Origin of the sequence: Brevibacterium sp. LE-L, from assembly GCF_050214925.1 — a bacterium.
In the GTDB taxonomy this organism is placed as follows: Bacteria; Actinomycetota; Actinomycetes; order Actinomycetales; family Brevibacteriaceae; genus Brevibacterium.
Map to the genome: position 1 here is coordinate 2,163,870 of NZ_CP189759.1, position 26,272 is coordinate 2,190,141.

The 26,272-nt window shown below is 67.6% G+C and carries 26 protein-coding genes; all 26 read left to right on the forward strand.

What is annotated here, in order from left to right; translation table 11 throughout:
- Nucleotides 1-5: 5 nt before the first annotated feature.
- On the forward strand, nt 6-3,281 hold the full coding sequence (gene carB, locus ACQE2J_RS09630) for a carbamoyl-phosphate synthase large subunit (protein WP_425119356.1): 3,276 nt from the start codon (nt 6-8) through the stop codon (nt 3,279-3,281).
- Entirely contained in the window at nt 3,281-4,138 is an 858-nt protein-coding gene (gene pyrF / locus ACQE2J_RS09635; protein ID WP_135541082.1) for an orotidine-5'-phosphate decarboxylase, read from the forward strand. Before carB ends, pyrF begins: the two co-directional genes overlap by 1 nt.
- A 176-nt stretch (nt 4,139-4,314) precedes the next feature.
- Nucleotides 4,315-4,626, forward strand: coding sequence for an integration host factor, actinobacterial type (mihF, locus tag ACQE2J_RS09640; protein ID WP_135541080.1), 312 nt, complete (start codon nt 4,315-4,317; stop codon nt 4,624-4,626).
- Between the two features lie 19 nt (nt 4,627-4,645).
- Nucleotides 4,646-5,209 carry a guanylate kinase gene (gene gmk / locus ACQE2J_RS09645; RefSeq protein ID WP_135541078.1) on the forward strand — a complete coding sequence of 188 codons (564 nt, stop codon included), beginning with the start codon at nt 4,646-4,648 and terminating at the stop codon, nt 5,207-5,209.
- 12 nt (nt 5,210-5,221) lie between these two features.
- Nucleotides 5,222-5,557, forward strand: coding sequence for a DNA-directed RNA polymerase subunit omega (gene rpoZ, locus ACQE2J_RS09650; protein ID WP_240689955.1), 336 nt, complete (start codon nt 5,222-5,224; stop codon nt 5,555-5,557).
- A complete protein-coding gene (gene coaBC / locus ACQE2J_RS09655; RefSeq protein ID WP_135541075.1) occupies nt 5,554-6,822 on the forward strand; it encodes a bifunctional phosphopantothenoylcysteine decarboxylase/phosphopantothenate--cysteine ligase CoaBC in 1,269 nt (422 codons plus the stop codon). The genes rpoZ and coaBC overlap by 4 nt, the downstream gene beginning before the upstream one ends.
- The gene (metK, locus tag ACQE2J_RS09660; RefSeq protein ID WP_135541073.1) at nt 6,819-8,024 is read left to right on the forward strand and encodes a methionine adenosyltransferase; all 1,206 of its coding nucleotides are present in this window, start codon (nt 6,819-6,821) and stop codon (nt 8,022-8,024) included. The genes coaBC and metK overlap by 4 nt, the downstream gene beginning before the upstream one ends.
- A gap of 15 nt (nt 8,025-8,039) precedes the next feature.
- Nucleotides 8,040-10,127: a primosomal protein N' gene (locus ACQE2J_RS09665; RefSeq protein ID WP_135541071.1), complete on the forward strand. Its 2,088-nt coding sequence runs from the start codon at nt 8,040-8,042 to the stop codon at nt 10,125-10,127.
- A gap of 29 nt (nt 10,128-10,156) precedes the next feature.
- The gene (locus ACQE2J_RS09670) at nt 10,157-11,101 is read left to right on the forward strand and encodes a methionyl-tRNA formyltransferase (RefSeq protein ID WP_135541069.1); all 945 of its coding nucleotides are present in this window, start codon (nt 10,157-10,159) and stop codon (nt 11,099-11,101) included.
- A 5-nt stretch (nt 11,102-11,106) separates the two neighbouring features.
- Complete coding sequence (locus tag ACQE2J_RS09675) at nt 11,107-12,660, forward strand: RsmB/NOP family class I SAM-dependent RNA methyltransferase (RefSeq protein WP_135541068.1); 1,554 nt, start codon at nt 11,107-11,109, stop codon at nt 12,658-12,660.
- Between the two features lie 3 nt (nt 12,661-12,663).
- Nucleotides 12,664-13,326, forward strand: coding sequence for a ribulose-phosphate 3-epimerase (gene rpe, locus ACQE2J_RS09680; RefSeq protein ID WP_425119360.1), 663 nt, complete (start codon nt 12,664-12,666; stop codon nt 13,324-13,326).
- 48 nt (nt 13,327-13,374) lie between these two features.
- Complete coding sequence (locus ACQE2J_RS09685; protein ID WP_135541064.1) at nt 13,375-14,040, forward strand: nicotinamide mononucleotide transporter family protein; 666 nt, start codon at nt 13,375-13,377, stop codon at nt 14,038-14,040.
- A 170-nt stretch (nt 14,041-14,210) separates the two neighbouring features.
- Nucleotides 14,211-14,474 (forward strand): phosphoribosyl-ATP diphosphatase, encoded by a 264-nt coding sequence (locus tag ACQE2J_RS09690; RefSeq protein WP_425119361.1) that lies wholly within the window; start codon nt 14,211-14,213, stop codon nt 14,472-14,474.
- 50 nt (nt 14,475-14,524) lie between these two features.
- Entirely contained in the window at nt 14,525-15,364 is an 840-nt protein-coding gene (hisG, locus tag ACQE2J_RS09695) for an ATP phosphoribosyltransferase (RefSeq protein WP_135541060.1), read from the forward strand.
- A complete protein-coding gene (locus tag ACQE2J_RS09700) occupies nt 15,345-15,806 on the forward strand; it encodes a PH domain-containing protein (RefSeq protein ID WP_135541059.1) in 462 nt (153 codons plus the stop codon). Before hisG ends, ACQE2J_RS09700 begins: the two co-directional genes overlap by 20 nt.
- A gap of 2 nt (nt 15,807-15,808) precedes the next feature.
- On the forward strand, nt 15,809-17,014 hold the full coding sequence (locus tag ACQE2J_RS09705; protein ID WP_135541057.1) for a CaiB/BaiF CoA transferase family protein: 1,206 nt from the start codon (nt 15,809-15,811) through the stop codon (nt 17,012-17,014).
- Nucleotides 17,015-17,025: 11 nt separating this feature from the next.
- A complete protein-coding gene (locus tag ACQE2J_RS09710) occupies nt 17,026-18,528 on the forward strand; it encodes a carboxyl transferase domain-containing protein (RefSeq protein ID WP_135541055.1) in 1,503 nt (500 codons plus the stop codon).
- Between the two features lie 9 nt (nt 18,529-18,537).
- The gene (gene hisF, locus ACQE2J_RS09715) at nt 18,538-19,302 is read left to right on the forward strand and encodes an imidazole glycerol phosphate synthase subunit HisF (RefSeq protein ID WP_135541053.1); all 765 of its coding nucleotides are present in this window, start codon (nt 18,538-18,540) and stop codon (nt 19,300-19,302) included.
- Complete coding sequence (hisI, locus tag ACQE2J_RS09720; RefSeq protein WP_135541051.1) at nt 19,299-19,655, forward strand: phosphoribosyl-AMP cyclohydrolase; 357 nt, start codon at nt 19,299-19,301, stop codon at nt 19,653-19,655. The genes hisF and hisI overlap by 4 nt, the downstream gene beginning before the upstream one ends.
- Before the next feature lie 19 nt (nt 19,656-19,674).
- Entirely contained in the window at nt 19,675-21,234 is a 1,560-nt protein-coding gene (gene trpE / locus ACQE2J_RS09725) for an anthranilate synthase component I (RefSeq protein ID WP_135541136.1), read from the forward strand.
- Between the two features lie 7 nt (nt 21,235-21,241).
- The gene (locus tag ACQE2J_RS09730) at nt 21,242-21,754 is read left to right on the forward strand and encodes a Trp biosynthesis-associated membrane protein (protein ID WP_135541049.1); all 513 of its coding nucleotides are present in this window, start codon (nt 21,242-21,244) and stop codon (nt 21,752-21,754) included.
- A gap of 96 nt (nt 21,755-21,850) precedes the next feature.
- Nucleotides 21,851-22,120, forward strand: coding sequence for an HGxxPAAW family protein (locus ACQE2J_RS09735; RefSeq protein WP_135541047.1), 270 nt, complete (start codon nt 21,851-21,853; stop codon nt 22,118-22,120).
- Nucleotides 22,117-22,914 (forward strand): indole-3-glycerol phosphate synthase TrpC, encoded by a 798-nt coding sequence (gene trpC, locus ACQE2J_RS09740; protein WP_135541045.1) that lies wholly within the window; start codon nt 22,117-22,119, stop codon nt 22,912-22,914. The genes ACQE2J_RS09735 and trpC overlap by 4 nt, the downstream gene beginning before the upstream one ends.
- 124 nt (nt 22,915-23,038) lie before the next feature.
- Nucleotides 23,039-24,253, forward strand: a complete 1,215-nt coding sequence (gene trpB, locus ACQE2J_RS09745) for a tryptophan synthase subunit beta (protein WP_135541043.1) — start codon at nt 23,039-23,041, stop codon at nt 24,251-24,253.
- The gene (gene trpA, locus ACQE2J_RS09750) at nt 24,250-25,041 is read left to right on the forward strand and encodes a tryptophan synthase subunit alpha (protein WP_135541041.1); all 792 of its coding nucleotides are present in this window, start codon (nt 24,250-24,252) and stop codon (nt 25,039-25,041) included. Before trpB ends, trpA begins: the two co-directional genes overlap by 4 nt.
- A complete protein-coding gene (locus ACQE2J_RS09755) occupies nt 25,038-26,201 on the forward strand; it encodes a prolipoprotein diacylglyceryl transferase (protein WP_135541039.1) in 1,164 nt (387 codons plus the stop codon). Before trpA ends, ACQE2J_RS09755 begins: the two co-directional genes overlap by 4 nt.
- The last annotated feature ends 71 nt before the right edge of the window (nt 26,202-26,272 follow it).

A 26,272-nucleotide genomic window follows, 5' to 3' on the forward strand; every position in this document is an offset into this window, starting at 1 on the left:
ACCCCATGCCACTGAGACAAGACCTCAAATCCGTCCTCGTCATCGGATCCGGCCCGATCGTCATCGGCCAGGCCTGCGAATTCGACTATTCCGGCACCCAGGCCTGCCGTGTCCTGCGGTCCGAGGGACTGCGCGTCATCCTCATCAACTCCAATCCGGCGACGATCATGACCGACCCGGACATCGCCGATGCCACCTACGTCGAACCGATCGACCCCGAGGTGATCGAGACGATCATCGACAAGGAACGCCCCGATGCGCTCCTGCCGACGCTCGGCGGACAGACCGCCCTCAACGCTGCGATCGCCCTCTACGAATCGGGTGTGCTCGAGAAGTACGGCGTCGAACTGATCGGCGCCGACGTCGACGCCATCCAACGGGGCGAGGATCGGCAGAAGTTCAAGGACATCGCCGTCGACTGCGGCGCCGAGGTGGCCCGTTCGGCCATCTGCCACACCCTCGACGAGGCTCTGGCCGCCGCCGAGGAGCTCAACTACCCCGTCGTCGTCCGTCCCTCCTTCACCATGGGCGGACTCGGTTCGGGCATGGCATACGACGAAACAGACCTGCGCCGCATCGCCGGCGCCGGACTCGCCGACTCCATCACCCACGAGGTGCTGCTCGAGGAGTCGATCCTCGGGTGGAAGGAATACGAGCTCGAGCTCATGCGCGACAACAAGGACAACGTCGTCGTCGTGTGCTCGATCGAGAACGTCGACCCGGTCGGGGTGCACACCGGTGACTCGATCACCGTGGCCCCGGCGCTGACGCTGACCGACCGCGAATACCAGGAGATGCGCGATATCGGCATCGCCATCATCCGTGCCGTGGGTGTCGACACCGGTGGCTGCAACATCCAGTTCGCCGTCGACCCGAAGACCGGGCGGATCATCACCATCGAGATGAACCCACGCGTCTCCCGCTCCTCGGCGCTGGCGTCGAAGGCCACGGGCTTCCCGATCGCGAAGATGGCGGCGAAGCTCGCCGTCGGGTACTCGCTCGATGAGATCCCCAACGACATCACGAAGGTGACCCCGGCCAGCTTCGAACCGACCCTGGACTATGTGGTCGTGAAGATCCCGCGCTTCACCTTCGAGAAGTTCCCGGCCGCGGATCCGACCCTGACGACGACGATGAAATCCGTCGGAGAGGTCATGGCCCTGGGACGCAACTTCACCACCGCTCTGCAGAAGGCGATGCGGTCGCTGGAGCAGAAGGACTCCTCCTTCGGCTGGACCGATCTGCCCGACGTCACCGACGAGGATGTCCGCGAATCCGTGCTCGAAGCGATTTCGCACGCCACCGCCGATCGCATCCACTCCGTCCAGCGGGGCCTGGCCGCCGGACTCACCGCTGCCGAGGTCTTCGACGCCTGCGAGATCGATCCCTGGTACCTCGATCAGATCCAACTCATCAACGAGGTCGCCGCCCATGTCCGCGACGCCGAGGAACTCGACGAGCAGGTGCTGCGGATCGCGAAGAACCACGGCTTCTCCGATGAGCAGATCGCGCAGCTGCGCAGCCTCAGCACCGATGTCGTCACCGGCATCCGTCATGCGCTGCGCGTACGCCCGGTGTTCAAGACCGTCGACACCTGCGCCGGCGAATTCGAAGCGAAGACTCCGTACCACTACTCGTCCTACGACGCCGAGACCGAGGTCATGCCGCGCGACCGACCGGCCGTGATCATCCTCGGTTCGGGCCCGAACCGGATCGGCCAGGGCATCGAATTCGACTACTCGTGCGTGCATGCGACGATGGCGATCTCCTCGGCGGGGTACGAGACGATCATGGTCAACTGCAACCCGGAGACCGTGTCGACCGACTACGACACCGCCGACCGCCTCTACTTCGAACCGCTGACCTTCGAAGACGTCATGGAGATCTACCATGCCGAGCTTGCCGCCGGTGAGGTCCTCGGCGTCGTCTGCACTCTCGGCGGCCAGACTCCGCTCGGGCTGGCCGACCGTCTCAAGGCCGCCGGCGTGCCCGTCCTCGGCACCCAGCCCGAAGCGATCGACCTGGCCGAGGACCGCGGCGAATTCGGTGCGGTGCTCAGCCGTGCCGGACTGACCGCACCGAAGCACGGCACGGCCGTGACCGCTGCAGAGGCCGCGACGATCGCAGAGAACATCGGCTACCCCGTGCTCGTGCGTCCCTCCTACGTCCTCGGCGGGCGGGGGATGCAGATCGTCTACGACCGCACCCAGCTGCTCGACTACATGGCCACGGCCACGGAGATCTCCAGCGACCGTCCCGTGCTCGTCGACCGGTTCCTCGAAGATGCCATCGAAATCGACGTCGATGCGCTCTTCGACGGAGAGCAGGTCTACATCGGCGGCATCATGGAGCACATTGAGGAAGCGGGAATCCACTCCGGTGACTCCGCATGCGTGCTTCCGTCGCTGACTCTGGGCGAGGACGTCCTCGAACGCGTCCGTCAGGGCACGAAGGCCATCGCCGAAGGCGTGGGGGTGCGCGGACTGCTCAACATCCAGTTCGCCATCGCCGCCGACGTCCTCCACGTCATCGAAGCCAACCCCCGCGCCTCACGCACCGTGCCGTTCGTGTCGAAGGCGACCTCGACGCAGCTGGCCAAGGCCGCCGCACTCATCGCGGTGGGACGGACCATCGCGGATCTGCGCGGTGACCTGCTGGCTGCAGAGGGCGATGGGTCCACACTGCCGCTGGACCACCCGATCGCCGTCAAGGAGGCGGTCCTTCCCTTCCGTCGCTTCCGCACCGTCGAAGGCAAGATCGTCGATTCGATCCTCGGCCCGGAGATGCGGTCGACCGGTGAGGTCATGGGCATCGACCACAACTTCCCGACCGCGTTCGCCAAGGGTCTCCTCGGGGCCGGAGTGAAGCTGCCGACCTCGGGAACCGTATTCGTCTCCGTCGCCGACCGCGACAAGCGCGCCATGGTGCTGCCGGTCAAGGAACTCGTCGACATGGGCTTCGACGTCGTCGCGACCACCGGAACCGCGGCCGTGCTCTCGCGCTACGGGATCAAGACCACACAGGTGCACAAGCACTTCGAAGCCGACGCCGAGGACCGCACGGTCATCGACTATCTCACTGCGGGCACCATCGACATGGTCATCAACGTGCCTTCGGGCCGGCAGGAACGCGCCGACGGCTACGAGATCCGTGCCGCCGCGACCGCGAACTCCGTGCCGTTGATCACCACGCTGGCCGAATTCGCCGCCGCGGTGACCTCCCTCGAAGTGGTTCGGGACGAGAAGTTCGACGTCCGCAGCCTGCAGGACTGGAGCGCCTGATGTTCGGCACCCGACTGGCCGCAGCCATGGCGAAGCACGGACCGCTGTGCGTGGGCATCGACCCGCACGAGCATCTGCTTCAGTCCTGGGGGCTGCCGCGCAGCGCGGCCGGTGTGCGGGAGTTCGCTCTGCGCACGATCGAGGAATTGCAGGGAACGGTCGCCGCGGTCAAACCGCAGTCGGCGTTCTTCGAACAGTACGGCTCGGCCGGTGTGGCCGCTCTCGAAGAGACCCTCGCCGCGGCGCGGGAAGCCGGGATACTCACCGTCCTCGACATCAAGCGCGGCGACATCGGGTCGACGATGGGAGCCTATGCGAAGGCGTACCTCGATCCCGCCTCGGCGCTGGCGGCCGATTCGATCACCGTCTCGCCTTACCTCGGATTCGGAGCTCTGGAGCCGGCATTCGAACTCGCCTCCGCCCATGGCAGGGGAGTGTTCGTCCTCGCTCTGACCTCGAACCCGGAAGGCAGAGAGATCCAGCACGCACAGGGACGCGGCGGATCCGTGGCCGGGACGATCGTGACCCAGGTCGCCGAACGCAATGCGCAGGCCCTGGCGGCAGCGGCGGAGCCCGCGGGGCCGGTCGGACCCTTCGGGCTCGTCGTCGGAGCCACCATCGGAGAGGCCGCGCGGAAGCTGGGATTCGACCCGGTCGACTGCGGGGGTCCGATCCTGGCACCCGGCGTCGGCGCGCAGGGAGCGGGCATCGGTGAGCTGCGGGCCGTCTTCGGCGACGAAGCCCTGGCTTCGGGACAGGTGCTCGCCACGGCTTCCCGGGCAGTGCTCGGGGCCGGACCGGAAGGGCTGGCCGATGCTGCACGGGAGCTCAACCGCACGCTCTCAATGCTGAACTGACGCCGCCTGTGTCCGGGCCGCTGCGGCGGCCGCGGACACGGCGGCGGCGGTTCCCGGATGGACGAAAACGAGGCCACGGAGAGTTTAATTCCGTTGGTTGCGCATCTCCGCGGGGATTTTGTCTTAGACTGAGACAACTTCCCTACCTGCCCGTTCATGGTGACAGAGGAGATAATGTGGCACTCGAACCGTTGACCCCGCAACAGCGAACCGCTGCTCTGGACAAGGCGTTCAAGGCACGTCAGGCACGAGCCGAAGTGAAGTCGGCACTGAAGAACGGTGATACCGATCTCGCCGCCGTGCTCAAAAAGGCCGCTGACGACGAGGCTCTCGCGAAGATGCGGGTGCTCGATCTGCTGCGCGCCCTGCCCGGTGTCGGCGACCGCCGCGCCGAAGCAGCGATGGAAGAGGTCGGCATCGCCACCTCACGGAGGATCAAGGGCCTGGGCGTGCACCAGAAGTCCGCCCTGTTGGAGAAATATTCCTGAGTGTGACAACCTCAGATCTGTGAATAATCGACTCACCGTCCTCGCGGGTCCGACCGCCGTCGGAAAAGGCACCATCAGCACGTACATCCGGCAGAATCACCCCGCGGTCTGGTTCTCCGTCTCCGCCACCACACGGCCCAGACGCCCCGGCGAAGTCGACGGTGTCCATTATCACTTCCTCTCCGACGATGACTTCGACGCGCTCATCGCCGCCGGCCAGCTGCTCGAGTACGCGGTCGTGCACGGGCGGCACCGCTACGGGACTCCGTCCGCTCCGGTGCAGGAGAAGCTCGACGCGGGAGTCCCGGCGCTGCTCGAGATCGACCTGCAGGGAGCCCGGCAGGTCAAGGAGAAGATGCCCGACGCCCGGTTCGTCTTCCTCGCCCCGCCCAGCTGGGACGAACTCGTATCCCGGCTCACCGGGCGCGGCACCGAATCCGCGGAGGAGCAGGAGCGCCGATTGGCCACAGCGAAGCGCGAACTCGCCGCCGAATCCGAGTTCGACGTGACCATCATCAACGACCACGTTCGCACTGCGGCCGAAGAACTCCTATCATTGATGGGTATATCCACCTCCGATTAGATGGGAATCTCCTTGCCCGCACAGCCCGAAGGCATCACCAATCCTCCGATCGACGATCTGCTCAGCGTCACCGGATCGAAGTACGAACTCGTCTCGATCGCGGCCAAGCGCGCTCGGCAGATCAACTCCTACTACGCCCAGCTGCAGGAGGGACTGCTCGAAAACGTCGGTCCCCTCGTCACCCCGGGCACCAACGAGAAGCCGCTGTCGATCGCTCTGCGTGAGGTCAACGAGTCGAAGATCGTCGCCCGCGAAGTCTCCGAAGAGGACTTCCTCCAGGCCGTACCGGAGACCGAGACGCCCGCACCCGTGAGCAACGACGGCGCGATCGACTTCAGCGACCAGTGAGAACCGTACTCGGCGTCGCCGGTGGGATCGCCGCCTACAAAGCGGCACACATCATCCGGCGACTCCGGGAACTCGACCACAGCGTCAAGGTCGTGCCCACGGCCAATGCGCTCAACTTCGTCGGTGCCCCCACCTTCGAGGCCCTGTCCGGCCAGACCGTGACCACCGACGTCTTCGATGAGATCGACACCGTCAACCATGTCCGCATCGGGCAGGACGCCGAACTCGTCATCATCGCTCCCGCGACCGCGAACCTCATCGCGAAGATCGCCGCGGGAATCGCCGACGATCTGCTGACAGCGACCGTCCTGACCACCACCGCCGAGGTCGTCGTGGCACCGGCCATGCACACGGAGATGTGGCAGAACCCCGCCACCGTCGCCAACATCGCGACCCTGCGCGCCAGGGGAGTCCACGTCCTCGAACCGGCCGTCGGCCGACTCACCGGACCCGATTCGGGCCCCGGACGGCTGCCCGAACCCGAGGACGTCGTCGCCTACGCCCTGTCCGTCGCCGATGCCGCAGGCTCGGCCGACGCGGCCCCGGGCACCGGACACGCTGGGCAGAGCCTGGACGGCCGCCGCATCGTCATCAGCGCCGGCGGCACCCGTGAGGCCCTCGACCCGGTCCGCTTCCTCGGCAATCGCTCCTCGGGCAAACAGGGCATCGCCTTGGCCCGAGCCGCCCGAGCCGCCGGCGCCGAAGTCGAACTCGTGGCGGCGAACATCGACTCCGGGCTGCTCACCGACCTGCCCGCAGGGACCACCGTCACCCCGGTCGAATCCACCCTGGAGCTGCAGACGGCGATGCGCGCCTCCCAGCCGGACGCCGATGCCCTCATCATGGCCGCGGCTGTCGCCGACTACCGACCGGAGGAGACGACCGAGTCGAAGATGAAGAAGACCGGCGACGACGGTCTGACGCTGCGTCTCGTGCAGAACCCGGACATCCTGCGCGGCCTCGTCGATGACCGAATCGGCACCCAGCTCATCATCGGCTTCGCCGCCGAAACCGGAGACGCACAGACGACAGCCCTCGACTACGCCCGTGCGAAATTCGAGCGCAAGGGCGTCGACCTGCTCGTGTTCAACGACGTCTCCGACGACCGTGCCTTCGGTCACGACCACACCGCGGTTCAGATCATCGGCTCCGCCGCCGGTGAGATCACCGTCGGTGAGGAATTCCAGGGTTCGAAAGACGATGTTTCACAAAAGGTCATTGCTACCCTGGCCGAACAGCTCACCCACTTAGAATCGACACCGTGACTCAATCAAATCTTCGCTTCTTCTCATCCGAGTCCGTCACCGAGGGACATCCCGACAAGATCTGCGACCAGATCAGTGATGCGGTGCTCGACGACCTGCTGGCGCAGGACCCCAACGCCAAGGTGGCCGTGGAGACCATGGTGACCACCGGACTCGTCCACGTCGCCGGTGAGGTCAACACCGCCGCCTACGCCGATGTGGCCGGAATCGTTCGCAGCCTCATCACCGGAATCGGCTACGACTCCTCCGACACCGGCTTCGACGGCCGTTCCTGCGGAGTCTCCGTGTCCATCGGCAGCCAGTCCACGGACATCCACTCCGGAGTCACGAACCCGCTGGACTTCCGCGAAGCCGTCGCCTCCGACGACCACGGAACGAGCCTCGGTGCTGGCGACCAGGGGCTGATGTTCGGCTACGCCGACAACTCCACCGATGTGCTCATGCCGCTGCCGATCCACCTGGCCTCCCGGATGGCCGAGCAGCTCTCTGCGGTGCGCAAATCGGGACGCCTCGACTACCTGCGCCCCGACGGGAAGACTCAGCTGACCCTCGGCTACGACGGCGACGAAGCCGTGACGATCGAGAACGTCGTCGTGTCCACCCAGCATTCGGCCGAGACGAACCAGGCTCAGCTGCACTCCGAGATCAGGGAACTGGTCATCGACCCGGTTCTCGCTGGTTCGGGCCTCGACACGAGTGAGGCGAACATCCACATCAACCCGGCGGGGCCCTTCGTCACCGGCGGACCGATGGGCGATGCCGGACTGACAGGGCGGAAGATCATCGTCGACACCTACGGCGGTTTCTCCCGCCACGGCGGCGGCGCCTTCTCCGGCAAAGACCCGTCGAAAGTCGACCGTTCGGCCGCGTATGCGATGCGATGGGTGGCGAAGAACGTCGTCGCCGCCGGACTCGCCGACCGTGCCGAGGTCCAGGTGTCCTACGCCATCGGCCGCGTCGACCCGATGGGCCTCTACGTGGAGACCTTCGGCACCGAGAAGGTCGATCCCCAGAAGATCTCCGCCGCCATCCGTGAGGTCTTCGACCTCCGCCCGGCGATGATCATCGCCGAACTCGACCTGCTCCGCCCGATCTACTCGCAGACCTCGACCTACGGCCACTTCGGTCGTGAGCTGCCGGACTTCACCTGGGAGGTCACGGACCGCGCCGACGACCTGCTGCGCGCCGTGTCCGCCCACTGAGCCTGGCGTTCCAGAGTGGACGAACCCCTTCCGATCGACACCGGCACCTCGGCCGAAGGCCAGGTGCCGCTGGCGTCTGAGAACCCGGTCGCGCGCGTGCTCGTCGACCATCCCGTCCCGCACCTGGCACGGACCTTCGACTATGCCGTGCCCGAAAAGCTCGCCGAGGCGGCCCTGCCCGGAGTGCGAGTGCGGGTGAAGTTCGCCGGTCGGCTCCGCGACGGCTACCTCGTCGAACGGGTCGACTCCTCCGACCACCTGGGACCGCTCGCGACGATTCAACGCCTCAGCGGCCCCGTGCAGGTCCTCGGCCCCGACCTGCTCGCCCTGTGCGAAGCCACGGCGCGCCGTTACGGCGGCACCCTGGCCGATGTCCTCCGCTTGGCGATCCCGCCCCGCCACGCGCGAGGCGAGAAGACCGTCCTTCGAGCCGAGACGTCCCAGAACCCGAAACCGGCAGACGCCCCTGACCGGTCGCGGGACGCTTCCCGGGCGGAACCGGAGACCGGTGACGGCACACCGGCCGACGACGAAGCCGGCGGGGGCACGAATCTGCTGGGCCGCCTCGGCGACTGGGTCCTCAACGCCGAGATCGATCCGCCGCCTGCCGATCAGACTCCGCGGCGACGTGTCCTGGCCGCAACCCCCGGTGCGACGCCCGGGATGAGCTGGATCCGGGCGGGACTGGCCGCAGCACGCCAGACTCTGGCGGCCGGGAAGTCCGTGCTGTGGCTCGTGCCCGATCACCGTGAACTCCTGGTCCTGCAGGCGAGCCTGACCGCCGCCGAGATCACCGAGGTGTCCGTGCTCAGCGCCGACCAGTCACCCGAACAGCGGTGGCAGGCCTGGCTGCGCGGCCTCCTCGGCCACACCCGCCTGACCATCGGCACCCGCGCCGCGGCCTTCGCGCCGCTGCGCGATCTCGGCCTCATCATCTGCACCGACGATGCCAACCGCAACTACCTCGACCAGCATGCCCCCTACCCGCACGCCCGCGAGGTCAGCCTGCTGCGTTCGACGATCGAGGACACCGAGCTGTTCTTCGTCTCCACCGACCGCAGCGCCGAGGTGCAGCGCCTCGTCGAGATCGGATGGCTGGCCGACATCACCCCGACCGGGCCGGCACGCCGACACTCCGCCCCCCTCGTCTTCGTCCCCGACGAAGACCGCGACCCCTTCGCCTGGCAGCGCATCCCCAGCCGGGCATGGCAGATCATGCGCACCGCCCTGCGACCGCGACCGCGCGACGGCGGAGTCCCCGGGCCCGTGCTCGTCCAGGTGCCCCGCTCCGGGTACTACCCCGTGTTCGCCTGCGCCCGCTGTCAGGAAGTCGCTCGCTGCCCGCGCTGTCAGGAGACGCTGACCACCCAATCCGAGGTCGGACCCTTCGCCTGCCGTGCCTGCGGATACCATTCGGAGACCTTCAGCTGCGCGCGCTGCCGGTCGAACCAGGTGCGCTCCATCGTGCGCGGGCGGGCCCGCACCGTCGAAGAGCTGCGCCGGGCGCTGCCCGACACCGAGATCATCGAATCCGGGGGAGACGAGATCTCCGCAGTCCTCGACGAGACGCCGCGGCTCGTCGTCGCCACGACCGGCGCCGAACCCTATGTGCTCGGCGGCTATGCGGCGGCGATCCTGCTGGACTCCCTGTGGCCGGGACCGTGGATGCGCTCGATCGACGAGAGCGTGGCCAGGCGGCTGCGCGCCGCCGCGCTCGTGCGCTCGCGCGAACAGGGCGGAACCGTCTATCTCGGTGACGAAGACGAACTCATCCGCTCGACCCTGACCGCCTTCGATCCGGTCACTTTCATGTCCCGTCAACTGGCCGACAGGAAGGTGCTGGGGTTCCCGCCCTACCGGCGCATCCTCGAACTCACCGGAGCCGGCACCGACATCGATGCCGTCCTCACCGAGATCGGTGAGGTGGGCGAGATCGACGAGCTGCTGCGCGATGAAGCCGAGGACGGTCAGCGCAGCGTCTGCGCCTACCCGATTGCGGCGGGAGATCGCATCGGAACCCGAATGGCCGAGATCACCGCATCCCGCTCGGCGAAGAAGCAGCCGCAGGTTCGGGCACGCATCGACGATCCCCGGTCACTGTGACGACTCGGCCACGCAGTAGAATCCGAGGCGTGGATATCGTCTTCGCCGGAACCCCGGATGTCGCAGTTCCCGCCCTCGAGGCCCTCGCCGAATCCGAGCACCGCATCCGTGCGGTGCTCACCCGACCCGATGCCCCGGTCGGGCGCAAGCGGGTGCTCACCCCGTCACCGGTGAAGACCCGGGCGCTCGAACTCGGACTCACCGTCATCGAGGCCGACAGGCTGCGCGGAGAGGTCATCTCCGATTTGCGCGCCCTCGAGGTCGACGCCGTCGCCGTGGTGGCCTTCGGCGCCATCGCCGGACCTGCTGCTCTGAGCACGGCCCGGCTCGGCTGGTACAACCTCCACTTCTCCCTGCTGCCTGCCTACCGCGGGGCGGCCCCGGTGCAGCGGGCCCTCATCGACGGTGCGGCTCGCAGCGGAGTCAGCGTCTTCCGGATCGACGAAGGCATGGACACCGGGCCCGTGCTCCGCCGCCTCGAACTCGACCTCGACCACCCGGATGTCGCAGCGGCCCTCGACGACTACGCCCGCCGCGGAGCGGTCGAACTCGTCACCGCCTTCGACAGCCTGGCCGCCGGCACCGCAGTGGAGACTCCGCAGACCGGTGCGGCCAGCTGTGCAGAGAAGATCACCGTCGCCGACGCCCACCTCGACCTGCGGGCTCCCGCCGACCGTGTCGTCGATCGGGCCCGCGGCACCAGCCCGGCACCGGGCCCCTGGGTGGAACTGAACGGCAAACGCACCAAGCTCTTCGGCCTCGCCCTCGCCCCGGAAACCACCGAGGAGGCCATGGCAGCCGCACCGGTCGGAACCCTGACGAGTTGGAACAGGACCCCGATTCTGCGCTGCGGGGACGGCTGGGTCACGGTCGCCGGGATCCAACCCTTCGGCAAGCCCCGCATGGACGCCGGTGACTTCCTGCGCGGTCACGGTGACATCACCTTCGATCCGCACACCGAGCAGGAAGCATAAGAGCCATGGCCGAGACTTCAGGCAACAGCGGCGTCCCGGGCGGACGTCGAGGCAACGACCGGGGCCGCGGAAGCGACCGCCGAGGCGGCAACCGCCGCAGCGACGACCGGGGCCGCGGAAGCGACCGCCGAGGCGGCAATCGCAGAGGCGACCGGGGCCGCCCGGGCCGCGAAGCGCCGCAGGACGAACGCATCGGCAAGAACCTGCCGCGGCGGATCGCCTGGGAGGTCCTGCTCGACGTCGCGACGAAGGACGCCTATGCGAACCTGCTCCTGCCCGCGAAACTCGCCCGCACCCATCTCAACGCCCAGGACGCCGCCTTCACCACCGAACTGACCTACGGGGCGCTGCGGCGGCAGAAGTTCTACGACGCGGTCATCACGATCGCCGCCTCCCGCGCCATCGACGAGATCGACCCCGAACCCCTGGCCGCGATGCGTCTGGGCGCCCACCAGCTGCTGTCGATGCGAGTCCCCGACCATGCGGCCCTGTCCGAGACCGTCGCCGTCGTCAAGCGCTCGGCGGCCAAGACCGCGGGATTCGTCAATGCGGTGCTGCGCCGCATCTCCGAAGCCGATCACGACGAATGGCTCGCGCGGGTCACCGCGAACGTCTCCGAGACCACACGACTGGCGATCGAACACTCCCACCCCGAATGGATCGTGCGGGCACTGACCCAAGCACTCAAAGGCCACGAATGCGATGCCGACGAGCTCGAAGCTCTGCTCATCGCCGACAACGCTCCCGCCAGGGTCGGACTCAGCGCTCTGCCCGGACTCATCGACCGCTGCGAGCTGCCCGGCGACGCGACCGAGCTGTCACCGATCGGCGTGACCATGGACACCGCTGTGCCCCGCGATGTCCGGGCCGTGGCCGATGGACGGGCGCGCGTCCAGGACGAAGGATCGGCCCTCGTCGCTCTCGCCCTGGCCGAGGTCGATGCTCCTGCGGGTCCCTGGGCCGACCTGTGTGCCGGGCCCGGAGGCAAGGCCGCGGTCCTCGGTGCCGCGGCCGCCGCAGAATCGGTCCGGCTCGAAGCCTTCGACTCCAGCGACCACCGCGCCGAACTCGTCCGGGACTCGACTCAGGCCCTCGACAACGTCAGCGTCGAAGTCCGCGACGGCCGCCGGGTGCGCGGACCCTACTCCAAAGTGCTCGTCGACGTGCCCTGCTCCGGTCTCGGCGCCCTGCGCCGGCGGCCCGAAGCCCGCTATCGCAGACAGCCCTCGGACATCACCGCCCTGTCCGGTCTGCAGTCCGAGCTGCTCGGCGCCGCCCTCGACGCCTGCGCGCCCGGGGGTGTGGTGGCGTATTCGACGTGCTCACCGCACTTCGCCGAAACCGTGCTCATCGTCGACGAGGTCCTGCGCCGACGAGCGAAGTCCGGCACCGACGACGTCGAGTTCCTCGATGCTCCGTCCGTGCTCGAGGCGATCACCGGCACACAGGCGCAGTCGTTCGCTTCGGTCTCCCGAGGTGAGGGCCGCTGCGCTCAGCTGTGGCCCCATGTGCACAACACCGATGGAATGTTCCTCGCTCTCCTGCGAAAGGCGAAATGACCCATGGCAATCGACATCAACCCGAGCATCCTGTCCTCGGACTTCTCCGACCTGCGCGGTGAGCTCGACAAGATCAGCACCGCGGACATGGCCCATATCGACGTGATGGACAACCATTTCGTGCCGAACCTCACCTTCGGCCCGCCCGTCGTCGAACGCATCCGCGCGATCTCCCCGATCCCGCTCGACGCCCACCTGATGATCGCCGATGCCGACCGCAACGCTCCCGTGTACGCGGAGATCGGCTGTGCCTCGGTGACCTTCCACGCCGAGGCGGCCGCCGCACCCGTGCGCCTGGCCCGTGAGCTGCGCAAGCTCGGTGCCAAAGCGAGCCTCGCGCTCAAACCGGCGACCCCGATCGAACCGTTCATCGACCTCCTCGGCGAGTTCGACCAGATCCTCATCATGACCGTCGAACCCGGATTCGGCGGACAGAAGTTCCTCGACGTCTGCCTGCCGAAGATCCGCCGCACCCGGCAGGCGATCTCGGCCTCCGGCCTGGAGATCCGTCTGCAGGTCGATGGGGGAGTGTCCGCGTCGACGATCGACCGTGTCGTCGACGCCGGCGCCGACGTCCTCGTCGCCGGTTCCGCCGTCTACGGAGCCGAGGACGCCGCCGCGGCGATCAGCGAACTGCGCACCCTGGCCGAAGCCCACACCCACTGACCGCACCGGGCCGCCCACCCCGGGCCCACCCTCTCAGGAGAGCCGCCGATGGATCTGTTCGACTGGTTGAACACCCCCGCATTCGAGTTGCTGGGCAAGCCCGTGCCCTACTCCGACCTGTTCGGCAACATCTGCGCACTGGCCACGGTCGTGCTCGCTCTGCGACGCAACATCCTGTCCTGGCCGGTGCAGATCCTCGGGTCGATCCTGCTGTTCTCCGCGAGCATCTCCGCCGGACTCGGAGGCAACGCCTCCCGGCAGGTCGTCATCATCGTCGCCGCCGTCTGGGGCTGGACGCAATGGAAGAAGTCGAAAGAGGCCTCCGGCGAGGTCATTGTCAGGTGGGCAAGCTGGAAGGAGCGCGGACTGCTCGTGGCCGGCCTGCTCATCGGCACCGGTGTCTTCGGCTGGGTGCTCGCTCAGGGCGGTTGGTCATGGAATCCGTACCCCGACGCCTACATCTTCATCGGCTCGGTCGTCGCGATGTACGCACAGGGGCGGGCGATCGTCGAGTTCTGGTTCGTGTGGCTGGCCGTCGACCTTGTGGGCATCCCCTTGGCAGTGGCCGGAGGGCTCGTGTTCTCCGGAGCCGTCTACCTCGTCTTCCTCATCATGGTCATCCTCGGCCTCATCGACTGGTCGAAACGCTCGAGGCAGACGATCTCGGCACCGCACCGCTCGGCCACCGACATCGGCCGCGACCCCGAAGCCTGAACTGCGATCGGGAGTTCGCTGCGACGGTGTGCAGGCGCCCGCAGGCTGGTCTTCGCAGACAGCGCCTGCTTGGGCCCGCAGCCAGGACATCGCCGGCAGCGCCCGCCGGTGCGGTTCGCAACGTGAGACCCCGCATGCTTCACCCCGAGACGATGCATTAGGCTGGACGGGTGAAGACCTTTGATTCTCTCTACGCCGAACTCCTGCAGAAATCCCACGATCGTCCAGCCGATTCGAGGACCGTGGCCGAACTCGACGCCGGAGTCCATGCGATCGGCAAGAAGGTCGTGGAAGAGGCCGCCGAGGTGTGGATGGCCGCCGAATACGAATCCGAGGACGAGCTCGCCGAGGAGATCTCGCAGCTGCTCTACCACGTGCAGGTGATGATGATCGCCAAGGGACTCACCCTCGACGACGTCAACGCCCACCTCTGAGACGCTCCTGCGAACTCCACTCCGACCACATCGAACTCCAAAGGGACCCCATGCTGCGTGTAGCCGTGCCCAACAAGGGCGCACTGTCCGAAGCCGCCTCCGAAATGCTCAGCGAGGCCGGATACTCCACTCGACGCGGAACCAAGACGCTGGTCCATCAAGATGAAGTCAACGGGGTCGAACTCTTCTACCTGCGTCCACGCGACATCGCCGTCTACGTCGGCTCCGGCATCCTCGACGCCGGCATCACCGGCCGTGACCTGCTGCTGGAATCGAAGGCCGAGGCCCAGGAAGTGCTCGGCCTCGGGTTCGGTGCCTCCCGCTTCTTCTACGCCGGCGCCGTCGGCAGCTTCACCTCCCCGGAGGAGCTGCGAGGGGCACGCATCGCCACGAGCTTCCCGAACCTCGTCTCCGCCGACCTGGCCGAGCGCGGCATCGACGCGACGACCGTGCAGCTCGACGGCGCGATCGAAGTCTCGATCCAGCTCGGCGTCGCCGACGCCGTCGCCGATGTCGTCGAAACCGGCTCGACGCTGCGTGCTGCCGGGCTCGAGACCTTCGGCGAGCCGCTGCTCGAATCCGAAGGCGTGCTCATCCAGCGTGCCGGGGCCGAAGACCGCATCGGGGTGCTCAAACGCCGCCTCGAATCCGTCATGGTCGCCCGCCAGTACGTGCTCGTCGACTACAACATCGAACAGCGTCTCGTGCCCGAGGCGATCTCGCTGACCCCCGGTCTCGAATCCCCGACCGTCTCACCGCTGCAGGAGACCGGATGGGTCGCCGTGCGCGTCATGGTCGAGGCGAAGGAAGTCAACAACGTGATGGACCGACTCTACGGTGTCGGTGCCCGCGCGATTCTGGTGACGAACATTGGCGCCTGCCGAATCTGATCTGGCCGTCTTCCGGCCCCGACAGGTGCGCATCATCGGCATCGTCGGCGCCATCGCCGTCACGCTCGGATTCCTGATCCTGTCCGTGGCGCTGCTCGTCGTGGACTGGGAGCCCTGGACCGTGCTCGACATGGTGTGGATGAACCTGCTCGGCGTCCTCTTCGGCCTCGCCCTGCTGCGCATCGCGGACATCCAGGCCCGCCCCACCGAGAAGGGGCTCGTGGTCAAGAACATGGTGCGCACCCACCGCTTCGACTGGGGACAGATCCTCGGGGTGGCGTTCTCACCCGAAGGCGACGACCCCTGGCCGCTGCTCGATCTCAGCGACGGCACCACCTGCGCGGTGATGGCGATCCAGCATGCCGATGGACCCCGCGCCCATGCGGAGGTCGCACGATTGCGTATGCTCATCAGCAGAAGCACCCACTTCAAGGAGGAATAGGAATGGCGAATGAGACACCGGAGACCGCGACGGGGCCGCTGACCGGCTATACCGTCGTCGATCTCTCGCGCGCCCTGGCAGGACCGCATGCCGGAATGATGTTCGGCGACCTCGGTGCGCGGGTCATCAAGGTCGAGAACCCGGGAAGGGGAGACGACTCCCGCTCCTGGGGGCCTCCTTTCGTCGGGCCCGAGGACAACCCGCAGGCCACCTACTTCTTCTCCTGCAACCGCAACAAGGAGTCGATCGCCCTCGACCTCAAATCCGAAACGGGCAAGGACACTCTCACCGGGCTCATCGCCCGCGCTGACGTGCTCATCGAGAACTTCCGCTCCGGCGTCCTCGACCGGCTCGGATTCTCCACCGCCCGGTGCATGGAGATCAACCCGCGCTTGGTCATCCTCTCGATCACCGGGTTCGGCCACGACGGCCCCGAAGCCTCCCGCGCCGGCTACGACCAGATCGCCCAGGGCGAGGCCGGCCTCATGTCGCTGACCGGCTCAGGATCCGACGACATGCAGCGGGTGGGCGTGCCGATCGCCGACCTGCTCGCCGGAATCTACGGCTCCTACGGCGTGCTCGCGGCACTTCTGGAACGCGAACGCACCGGCAAGGGCAAGGTGGTGCGCACCTCGCTCATCGCCGGCATGGTCGGCGTCCACGCCTTCCAGGGCACCCGGGCGACGGTGGCCGGACAGGAACCGCAGCCCGGCGGCAACCACCATCCCTCACTCTCTCCGTACGGACTGTTCACCTGCCGTGACGGTGCAGTGCAGATCTCCGTGGGCAACGAGAACCTGTGGCAGAAGTTCTGCGCGGCCTTCGACATCGACCCCGCCACCGAGGGGCTGGCCGACAACGCCTCCCGCGTGGCCAACCGTCCCGCACTCATCGAGCTCATCGAAGACCGGTTCTCAGCCTTCGACGCCGAAGATCTGCTGGCGAAGCTCACCGAGGCGGGAATCCCCTCGGGCACCGTGCGCACCCTGCCCGAGGTCTACCAGTGGGATCAGGCACTGAGCCAGGGTCTCAAGGTCTCCGTCGATCACCCGGTGCTCGGCGACATCGATCTGCCCGGACCGCCGCTGCGCTTCTTCGACGCCGAGGGTTCCAGCGAGGTCGAGACGACCCGCACCGCCCACGATGCTCCGCCGCTGTTGGACGAAGACGCCGAGTCGATCGCGGCGTGGCTCGCCGGCGGAAACTGAGGGGTGCGCGAATGCCACGATTGAACGCACACGAACTCGTCGACATCGTCCTCGACGAGGGATCCTTCCGCTCTTGGGACACCACCCCGATCAGCCCGGCCGGCGGGGTCTCCGAGGAGTACGCCGCCGAGCTCGCTGCCGCGGCCGAGAAGTCCGGAGTCGACGAAGCGATCATCACCGGTGAGGGCACCATCGAGGGCAGACGGGTCGCCGTCATCGCCGGAGAGTTCCGCTTCCTCGCCGGATCGATCGGCGTGGCCGCCGCCGAGCGCCTCGTCGACGCCATCGAACGCGCCACCCTCGAAGGGCTGCCGCTGCTGGCAGGACCGGCCTCCGGTGGGACGCGGATGCAGGAAGGCACCATCGCGTTCCTGTCGATGGTGAAGATCACGAACGCCGTGGTCGCTCACCGCAGGGCCGGTCTGCCCTACCTCGTCTACCTGCGCCACCCGACCACCGGCGGAGTCTTCGCCTCCTGGGGTTCGCTGGGCCACGTGACGGTGGCCGAACCCGGTTCACTCATCGGCTTCCTCGGCCCCCGCGTGTTCGAAGCCATCTACGGGGAGAAGTTCCCGGACAACGTGCAGACGGGTGAGAACCTCCACAAGATGGGCATCGTCGACGCAGTCATCGGTCCCGAACGCATCGCCGGCACGGTCTCCCGAGTCCTCGACGTGCTCATGGGAGCCAAGGAGATCCCGGCCCGTGTGGCCGACCCGGACACCGCACCGGCGACGGTCGACCCGAACTCCGACGCCTGGGCGGCGATCACGAGTTCCCGCCGTCCCGAACGCCCCGGTGTCCGCGACCTGCTGCGTACCGCCGCGAACACCGTGCTGCCGCTCAACGGCACCGGCGAAGGCGAGAAGGACCCGGGACTGCTGCTGGCGCTGGCGAAGTTCGGCTCCGCCCCGTGCATCGTGCTCGGACAGGACCGGTTCCGGCAGGATTCCCGGGCCCCTCTGGGACCGGCCGCGCTGCGTGAGGCCCGCCGTGGAATGCGTCTGGCCGCAGAGCTGCACCTGCCGCTCGTGACGGTCATCGACACCCCGGGCGCGGCCCTGTCGAAGGACGCCGAAGAGGGCGGCATCGCCGGCGAGATCGCCCGCAGCCTCGCTGACCTCGCCAACCTCGATGCCCCCTCGGTATCGCTCATCCTCGGTGAGGGATCCGGGGGCGGAGCACTCGCGCTGATCCCGACCGACCGGGTGCTCAGCGCCGAGCACGGGTGGCTCTCACCCCTGCCGCCCGAGGGCGCCTCGGCGATCGTGCATCGGACGACGGAGAGAGCCGCAGAGATGGCGCAGAGCCAGGGTGTGCACGCGCCCATGCTCCAAGCCACCGGTGTCGTCGACCGGATCATCGCCGAGCATCCCGATGCCAGCGACGAACCGCTCGACTTCGTCTCTCGGGTCGGTGCGACACTCGAATTCGAACTCATCTCGCTCATGCGCGAACCATCGGGCCGCCGACTGGCCCGCAGGATGGATCGCTATCGGGGCCTGGGAATCTAGGAGGTCTGCGTGGTAGCTGTCAGAGTCATCCCCTGTCTGGACGTCGACGGCGGTCGCGTCGTCAAGGGCGTGAAGTTCGCCGACCTCAAGGATGCCGGGGACCCCGTGGAGCTGGCCAAACGCTATGGGATCTCCGGGGCCGACGAACTCACCTTCCTCGACGTCACGGCCAGCAGCGGCGACCGCGAGACCGTCCACGACGTCGTGCGCGCCTGCGCCGAAGAGGTCTTCATCCCGCTCACCGTCGGCGGGGGAGTGCGCAGCGTCCATGACGTCGACCGGCTCCTGCGCGACGGTGCCGACAAAGTCTCTGTCAACACCTCGGCCGTCGCGCACCCGGAACTCATCAGTGAGATCTCACGGCACTTCGGCAACCAGGTCCTCGTGCTCTCCCTCGACGCCCGCCGCACGCAGGGAACGAGCACGGCCTCGGGCTTCGAAGTCACCACCCGCGGCGGCCGTGAAGGCACCGGCCGCTGCGCGATCGACTGGATCCGTGAGGCCGCCGAACGCGGGGTCGGTGAGATCCTGCTCAACTCCATCGATGCCGACGGCACCCGGGAGGGCTTCGACCTCGAACTCATCGCCGCCGCCCGAGCGGCCGTCGATGTGCCGCTCATCGCCTCCGGCGGGGCCGGTCGGGTCGAACACTTCGCCCCGGCCGTGGCCGCCGGAGCCGATGCGCTGCTGGCCGCCAGCGTCTTCCACTTCGGGACCCTGAGCATTGCCGAGGTCAAGGACGCGCTGCGGGCAGAGGGGATCGAGGTCCGATGAGCAGGGACATCGACGCCACCCCGGAGAACTGGCGCGAACTCATCCGCCCGGACTCCGCCGGTCTCGTGCCCGTCATCGTCCAGGAGGCCACGAGCCGGGAGGTGCTCATGCTCGCCTGGATGGACGTCGAGGCCGTCTCGCGCACATTGGCGACCGGGCGCGCCACCTACTGGTCACGGTCCCGCCGGGAGTACTGGGTGAAGGGGGAGACCTCCGGACATGTGCAGCATGTGCGCTCACTCAGCCTCGACTGCGACGCCGATGCCCTGCTCCTCCTCGTCGACCAGACCGGACCCGCCTGTCACACGAACACACCGACCTGCTTCACCGGAAGGACGATCAGTGCCGACTGAACACGTGTCGAGCGACCGCATGCCGGATCCGCAGCAGCTGCCGATCCGCCCCAGCCTCGAGGAGTTCCGCTCCCTGGGAGCCGAACACCGGCTCGTGCCCGTGCACACGCAGGTGCTCGCCGACTCCGAAACCCCGTTGAGCCTCTATCGCAAACTCACCGACGGTGGTCCCGGCAGCTTCCTGTTCGAATCCGCCGTCGCAGGCTCCTGGGCCCGCTACTCCTTCATCGGATCGGCGCCCGTGGCCACGCTCCTGTCCACCGAGGACGGCTTCCGCTGGACCGGCACCCCGCCGGTGGGCATCCCCACCGACGGCGATGTGCTCGAGGCGGTCACCGCCGCTCTCGAACTGCTCGACGTCGATGCCGGGGAGTCGGACCTGCCGCCGATGGTCTCGAGCTTCGTCGGCTACTTCGGCTGGGACATCATCCGCCGCTTCGAACGTCTCGGACCCCCGCGCCCCAACGAACACCACCTGCCGACCGTGCAGCTGATGATCCCGGGCGACATCGCCGTCTACGACCACTATTCGGGCATGGTCACCCTCGTAGCCAACGTCTTCAACGTCAACGGCGCCGACACCGGCATCGACGAGGCGCACGCGAGCGGAGTCGAGCGGATCGAATCGATGCTCGACCGCCTCCGCGCCCCCAGCCCGGCCGACATCATCGACGTCCGCAGGCCCGACCCCGAGGTGACCCTGCGCACCCCCCGGCAGGTCTACCTCGACGGAGTGGAACAGGCGAAGCGGAAGATCGTCGAGGGGGAGATCTTCCAGGTCGTCGTCGGACAGCGCTTCGATACGCCGTGTGCGGCCGATCCGCTGAGCGTGTACCGGATGCTGCGGCACTCGAACCCGAGCCCGTTCATGTACCTGCTCAACCTCCACGACGACGCGGGAGCCCCGGTGAGCATCATCGGCTCCTCACCCGAAGCCCTCGTCACCGTCCGTTCCGGCGAGGTCGTCACCCATCCGATCGCCGGTTCGCGTCCCCGCGGGGCGACGCCCGAAGCCGACGACGGTCTGGCCCGTGAGCTGCTGGCCGATGAGAAGGAACGCGCCGAGCACCTCATGCTCGTCGACCTCGCACGCAACGACCTGGCGAAGGTGTGCCGGGCCGGGACCATCGACGTCAGCGACTTCATGGACATCGTCCGCTACAGCCACATCATGCACATCTCCTCGACCGTGCGCGGCGAACTCCAGCCGGACACGACCGCCGTGGACGTGCTGCGCGCGACTTTCCCCGCCGGCACTCTCTCGGGTGCGCCGAAGCCGCGTGCCCTGCAGATCATCGACGAACTCGAACCCGTCGGGCGCGGCATCTACGGCGGCGTCGTCGGCTATATGTCCTTCACCGGTGACCTCGATCTCGCCATCGCCATCCGCACCGGAGTCCTGCGCGACGGCACGATGAGCGTCTACGCCGGCGGCGGAATCGTCGCCGACTCTGTGCCCGAAACCGAATATCAGGAATCCGAGAACAAAGCCGCAGCCGTGCTGCGTGCCGCCGCCGCTGCGAACGCGCTGTCTGCGACAGCGAACGCCGGGTCCGGCACGGCCGAAAGCCAGGAGTGATCCCAAGTTGTCGAAGTCACGCGGAGTCCTCATCGTCCTCGTCATCGCCGCCGCCCTGTGGGCGTTGACGATCTCGGCCTGGCAGGCCGGAGTCGGGGGAGACACTCTCGGCCCGGCCGGTGTGGCCACGGCCACCGATGACTCGAGTGCGCAGGCCTCGCCCGTAGCCACCGCCTGTGTGGCGATCATCGCCGTCTGCGGTCTCCTCGCAGCGATGCTCGGTCGCCTCGGGCGCTTCGTCGTCCTCGGGCTCGCCGCGGTTGCCGGAATCGGCTACGGAATCACCGCACTCAGCGCCGCTTCCAGACCGGGGGCGACCTCCTGGCCGATCATCGCCGCCGTGGCAGCAGGCATCGGCATCATCGGCATCATCTGGGTGGCGACCGCCTCGGCGCGGTGGACGAACTCGAACCGCTACGCCCGCACCGCCGAAGCCGACGGCGAAGAATTCGACTCGGCCGCCACCTGGGACGCCCTCTCCCGAGGCGAGGACGTCGAGGACGACCCGGATTCGAAATGACCTTGTGACCGGGTCGGTGCCCGGTCCGCAGAAGAAGCGTGACACAATGGAGGAAAGTTTCCACGCGCGTGCCACGCAGTCACAATAAGGAGCACCATGTCGCAGTCCCTCGCCCGCAACGAGGCCACAGATCTCGACAAGTCCACGATCGACTACGCAACGATCGCCGACCCCGGCCACGGCAACTCGGTGGCGGGATGGACCGGCGTCGTCATCATGCTCATCGGCGTGACCATCGGCTGTGTGGGCTTCACCATCCACAACCCCACGATCACCTACGTCGCCATCGGCGTCGTCGCCCTCGGCATCATCGTCGGGCTCATCCTGCGCGCCGTCGGTCTGGGCAACAAGCCGAAGAGCAAATGACGGTCCTCAACGACATCGTCGCCGGCGTGCATGAAGATCTTCAGGCACGCCGGAACGAGGTTCCGCGCACCGAGATCATCGCGCGCGCCGAGGCGGCGGATCCCGTCCGTCGCTTCGACCTCGACGCAGACTTCGGAGTCATCGCCGAGGTCAAGAGGAAATCGCCCTCGCGCGGCGACCTCGCCCACATCCCGGACCCCGGCACATTGGCCGGGCTCTACGCTGCCGGGGGAGCCCACGCCATCAGCGTGCTCACCGAATCCCGCAGATTCAACGGCAGCCTCGCCGACCTCGACTCCGTGCGTGCTGCCGTCGACATCCCGGTCCTGCGCAAGGACTTCATGGTCGACGAATATCAGTTCTATGAGGCCCGGGCCCACGGAGCCGACCTCGTGCTGCTCATCGTGGCCGCCCTCGACCCGGCCCAGCTGCGCGAGTTCCACGCCCTGGCCACCGAACTGGGCATGACCGTCCTCGTCGAGACCCACAACCGCGAGGAACTCGAGATCGCCGCCGAGCTCGGGGCCGATCTCATCGGCGTCAACACCCGCAACCTCAAGGATCTCAGCGTCGACACGGATCGATTCGCCCCGCTGGCCGAATTCGTTCCCGCCGGCTGCACGCTCGTCGCCGAATCCGGTGTCGCCGGCGGTCGCGAGGTCGCGAAGTACGCCGATGCCGGCGCCGACGTCGTGCTCGTCGGCGAAGCTCTCGTCACCGGGGGGCGTCCGCAGGCCGCGGTCGAGGAATACGCTGCCATCGGCCGCGAACGCCGCGAACTGTCCGCATCCTGAACCCTGCCCGCGTCGGCCGCTCGAGGTGGCCGACGATGGGCGAACACCGCACCCATCCGGCCGGCGTCCGGCCGAGGCTCGGCCTCATCCGGACGCGACCACGAGGAGATCGAGAAGGACCGCAATGACCGATGTGAGCGAGGAGACCGGACCGTATTTCGGCGCGTTCGGAGGCAGGTTCATCCCCGAAGCGCTGATCCCGGCGCTTGATGAGATCGAAGAGACCTGGCGCAAATCCCAAGTCGACCGGGCCTTCACCGACGAACTCCTCGACCTGCAGCGCAACTACATCGGCCGTCCTTCGCTGCTGACCGAGGCCACGCGGTTCGCTCAGCACTGCGGAGGAGCCCGCGTGTTCCTCAAACGTGAGGACCTCAACCATACGGGCAGCCACAAGATCAACAATGCCCTGGCTCAGGCCCTGCTGGCCAAGCGCATGGGCAAGACCCGCCTCATCGCCGAAACCGGTGCCGGACAGCACGGTGTCGCGACCGCGACCGCTGCGGCCCTGCTCGATATGGAGTGCGAGGTCTACATGGGTGAGGAAGACACCCAGCGGCAGGCGCTCAATGTCGCGCGCATGCGCCTGCTCGGAGCCACGGTCAACGCCGTGACCAACGGCACCCGCACGCTCAAAGACGCGATGAACGAGGCCATGCGCGACTGGGTGGCCAATGTGGACGTGACCCACTACGTCATCGGCACCGTCGCGGGTCCCCATCCGTTTCCCGCGATGGTCCGCTCCTTCCAGAACGTCATCGGCATCGAAGCCCGCGACCAGATCGTCGATGCGGCCGGGCGTCTGCCCGACGCCGTGTGCGCCTGCGTGGGCGGCGGGTCGAACGCGATGGGGCTCTTCGCCGCGTTCCTCGGCGACGCCGATGTGAAGATCTACGGCTTCGAAGCCGGCGGCGAAGGCGTCGACACCGGTCATCACGCCGCACGCTTCTCCGGCGGTCGACCCGGCGTCCTCCACGGTTCGGCGACCTACATCCTCCAGGACTCCGACGGCCAGACCCAGGCTTCGCACTCGGTGTCGGCGGGCCTCGATTACCCCTCGGTCGGACCCGAACACTCACATCTGCACGACACCGGGCGCGTGACCTACGAGCCGGTCGTCGACGACGAAGCAATGGAGGCCATGCGGCTGCTCTCACGCACCGAGGGCATCATCCCGGCGATCGAATCCGCTCACGCTCTGGCCGGCGCGATGCGCGTCGGTGAGGAACTCGGGCCGGAAGCGGTCCTGCTCGTCAATCTCTCCGGCCGCGGCGACAAGGACATGACCACGGCCGCGAAATGGTTCGACTACATCGATGAAGGGGCGGTGCAGGTATGACGCACTCCGGTCCACGCACAGGCACGACTCTTGCTTCCGTCGAGGAGTCCGGCCGCAAAGCCGCACTCATCGCCTACCTGCCCGTCGGCTTCCCCAGCGTCGAAGGCTCGATCGACTCGATGGTCGAACTCGTCCGCAACGGCGTCGACATCGTCGAGGTCGGGATGCCGTACTCCGACCCGGGAATGGACGGTCCCGTCATCCAGCGCGCAGCCGAGACGGCACTGGAGTCCGGCGTGCGCACGAAGGACGTCTTCACCGCCGTCGAGGCGATCGCCGAGGCCGGTGGCACCGCCGTGGTCATGAGCTACTGGAACCTCGTCCTCCAATACGGCGTCCGCGACTTCGCCCGCGACCTCGACGCAGCCGGCGGCGGCGGAATCATCACCCCCGATCTCATCCCCGATGAGGCCGGCGACTGGCTGGCGGCCTCCGGCGAGTTCGACCTCGACCGGATCTTCCTCGCCGCCCCGTCCTCGACTCCCGAGCGACTGTCGCGCATCGTGGCAGGCAGCCGCGGATTCGTCTACGCCGCGTCCACGATGGGTGTCACCGGAGTCCGCTCCGAAGTCGACAATCACGCCCGCGATCTCGTCGCTCGCCTCAAAGAAGCCGGCGCCGAACGCGTCTGTGTCGGACTCGGCGTGTCGAACCGCGATCAGGCCGCAGAAGTCGCCGAATACGCCGACGGCGTCATCGTCGGCTCCGCCCTCGTCCGCGCGCTCGACTCCGAGGGCGTGCCCGGACTGGGCCGACTCGCCGCCGAGCTCGCAGAAGGGTGTGCATGAGCTTCACCACGGCATGGCTCGTCTTCACCGTCCTCGGACTCGGACTTGCACTGTGGATGACGCGCATCCAGTGGCGTGCCCGCGGAGGTCACAAGGGCGATCTGTGGGCGATCGCGGTCATCGGTGTGCCCGCCGCCGTCGTCGGCGGACGCATCGGCCATGTGCTGTCCGCACCCGATACCTACTTCGGTCCCGGCCACCGGCCCCTGCAGTTCCTCGAACTCTGGGACGGCGGGCTGAGCTTCTGGGGTGCCACGATCCTCGGGCTGCTCTCCGTGTGGGTGCTCACCCGCTTCCAAGGGATCCGCTTCCTGCCTCTGCTCGATTCCGTCGCCCCCGGGCTCATCCTCGGCCATGTCGCCGGCGCCTTCAGCGAATGGTTCGACGGACGCCTCGAACTGTCCACGGTGGTCGTCGAATCGATCTGGAACCTGCTCGCGTGCATCCTCCTCATCGTCGTGTCCAAACGGCTGAGACTCGGCTACGGGCAGGTTTTTGCGCTCTACCTCGTACTGTTCGGCCTCGGTCGGATCCTGCTCGAAGCCCTGCGCATCGGCACTCCCGCCGCAGAGACCGCGCGGCTGCTGCTCGGCCTGCCCGTCTCCGTCTGGACGGCTGCGGCGACCCTGCTCGTCGGCTTCGTCTGGCTCATCGTCTCCCGGCTGCGGCACCGCACTCAGGAGACCGGCGTCTACACCAGAGGGTCGCGCACTCTGCTGCGCAGACACCGCCGCGGCAAGCACACCTATGAGGTCAACGCGGTCAACATCGCCGACGCCGGGCAGTCTGCTCCTCTCACACACCCCCAGCAGATGCCAGCTGCACCGTCGGCCCATTCGGATCGGGCAGCGGGAGACGCCGCCGGCCCGGACCTCGCTGACCGGTCGAACCGTACCCCCGCGCCTCGCTCGAGAGCCGATAGGAACGACGACGCCGCCGCTGACGGCGTCACCGGAGCGAACCCGGCAGCCGAGGGGACCAACGCCGCCGACGACGAAGCGGGCATCGACCTCAGCGGCCGCCACAGCTTCGGATTCTTCGGAGCAGTCACCTCGGCGATTTCGATCGTGCCCGACGTCCGCGGCGTCTCCGCCCCCGAAACACACGGGGAAGCGGGCCCGAAACGAGACCAGAACGCACCCCGTCCGTCCGAGCACTGAGACGAATTGGTTCGCAGTTCGTTCCTTTTTCCGTTCTTCCATCCCTGCGCCCCCGGTGTAAATTGAAACTC

What these genes read in the sequence shown, in the direction of transcription:
- ACQE2J_RS09710 (WP_135541055.1), top strand. Translation starts at nt 17,026, where the DNA reads ATGCCACGATTGAACGCACACGAACTCGTCGACATCGTCCTCGACGAG.
- hisG (WP_135541060.1), top strand. Translation starts at nt 14,525, where the DNA reads ATGCTGCGTGTAGCCGTGCCCAACAAGGGCGCACTGTCCGAAGCCGCC.
- ACQE2J_RS09705 (WP_135541057.1), top strand. Translation starts at nt 15,809, where the DNA reads ATGGCGAATGAGACACCGGAGACCGCGACGGGGCCGCTGACCGGCTAT.
- trpE (WP_135541136.1), top strand. Translation starts at nt 19,675, where the DNA reads ATGCCGGATCCGCAGCAGCTGCCGATCCGCCCCAGCCTCGAGGAGTTC.
- carB (WP_425119356.1), top strand. Translation starts at nt 6, where the DNA reads ATGCCACTGAGACAAGACCTCAAATCCGTCCTCGTCATCGGATCCGGC.
- hisI (WP_135541051.1), top strand. Translation starts at nt 19,299, where the DNA reads ATGAGCAGGGACATCGACGCCACCCCGGAGAACTGGCGCGAACTCATC.
- ACQE2J_RS09735 (WP_135541047.1), top strand. Translation starts at nt 21,851, where the DNA reads ATGTCGCAGTCCCTCGCCCGCAACGAGGCCACAGATCTCGACAAGTCC.
- ACQE2J_RS09755 (WP_135541039.1), top strand. Translation starts at nt 25,038, where the DNA reads ATGAGCTTCACCACGGCATGGCTCGTCTTCACCGTCCTCGGACTCGGA.
- rpe (WP_425119360.1), top strand. Translation starts at nt 12,664, where the DNA reads ATGGCAATCGACATCAACCCGAGCATCCTGTCCTCGGACTTCTCCGAC.
- pyrF (WP_135541082.1), top strand. Translation starts at nt 3,281, where the DNA reads ATGTTCGGCACCCGACTGGCCGCAGCCATGGCGAAGCACGGACCGCTG.
- trpA (WP_135541041.1), top strand. Translation starts at nt 24,250, where the DNA reads ATGACGCACTCCGGTCCACGCACAGGCACGACTCTTGCTTCCGTCGAG.
- ACQE2J_RS09685 (WP_135541064.1), top strand. Translation starts at nt 13,375, where the DNA reads ATGGATCTGTTCGACTGGTTGAACACCCCCGCATTCGAGTTGCTGGGC.
- trpB (WP_135541043.1), top strand. Translation starts at nt 23,039, where the DNA reads ATGACCGATGTGAGCGAGGAGACCGGACCGTATTTCGGCGCGTTCGGA.
- ACQE2J_RS09675 (WP_135541068.1), top strand. Translation starts at nt 11,107, where the DNA reads ATGGCCGAGACTTCAGGCAACAGCGGCGTCCCGGGCGGACGTCGAGGC.
- trpC (WP_135541045.1), top strand. Translation starts at nt 22,117, where the DNA reads ATGACGGTCCTCAACGACATCGTCGCCGGCGTGCATGAAGATCTTCAG.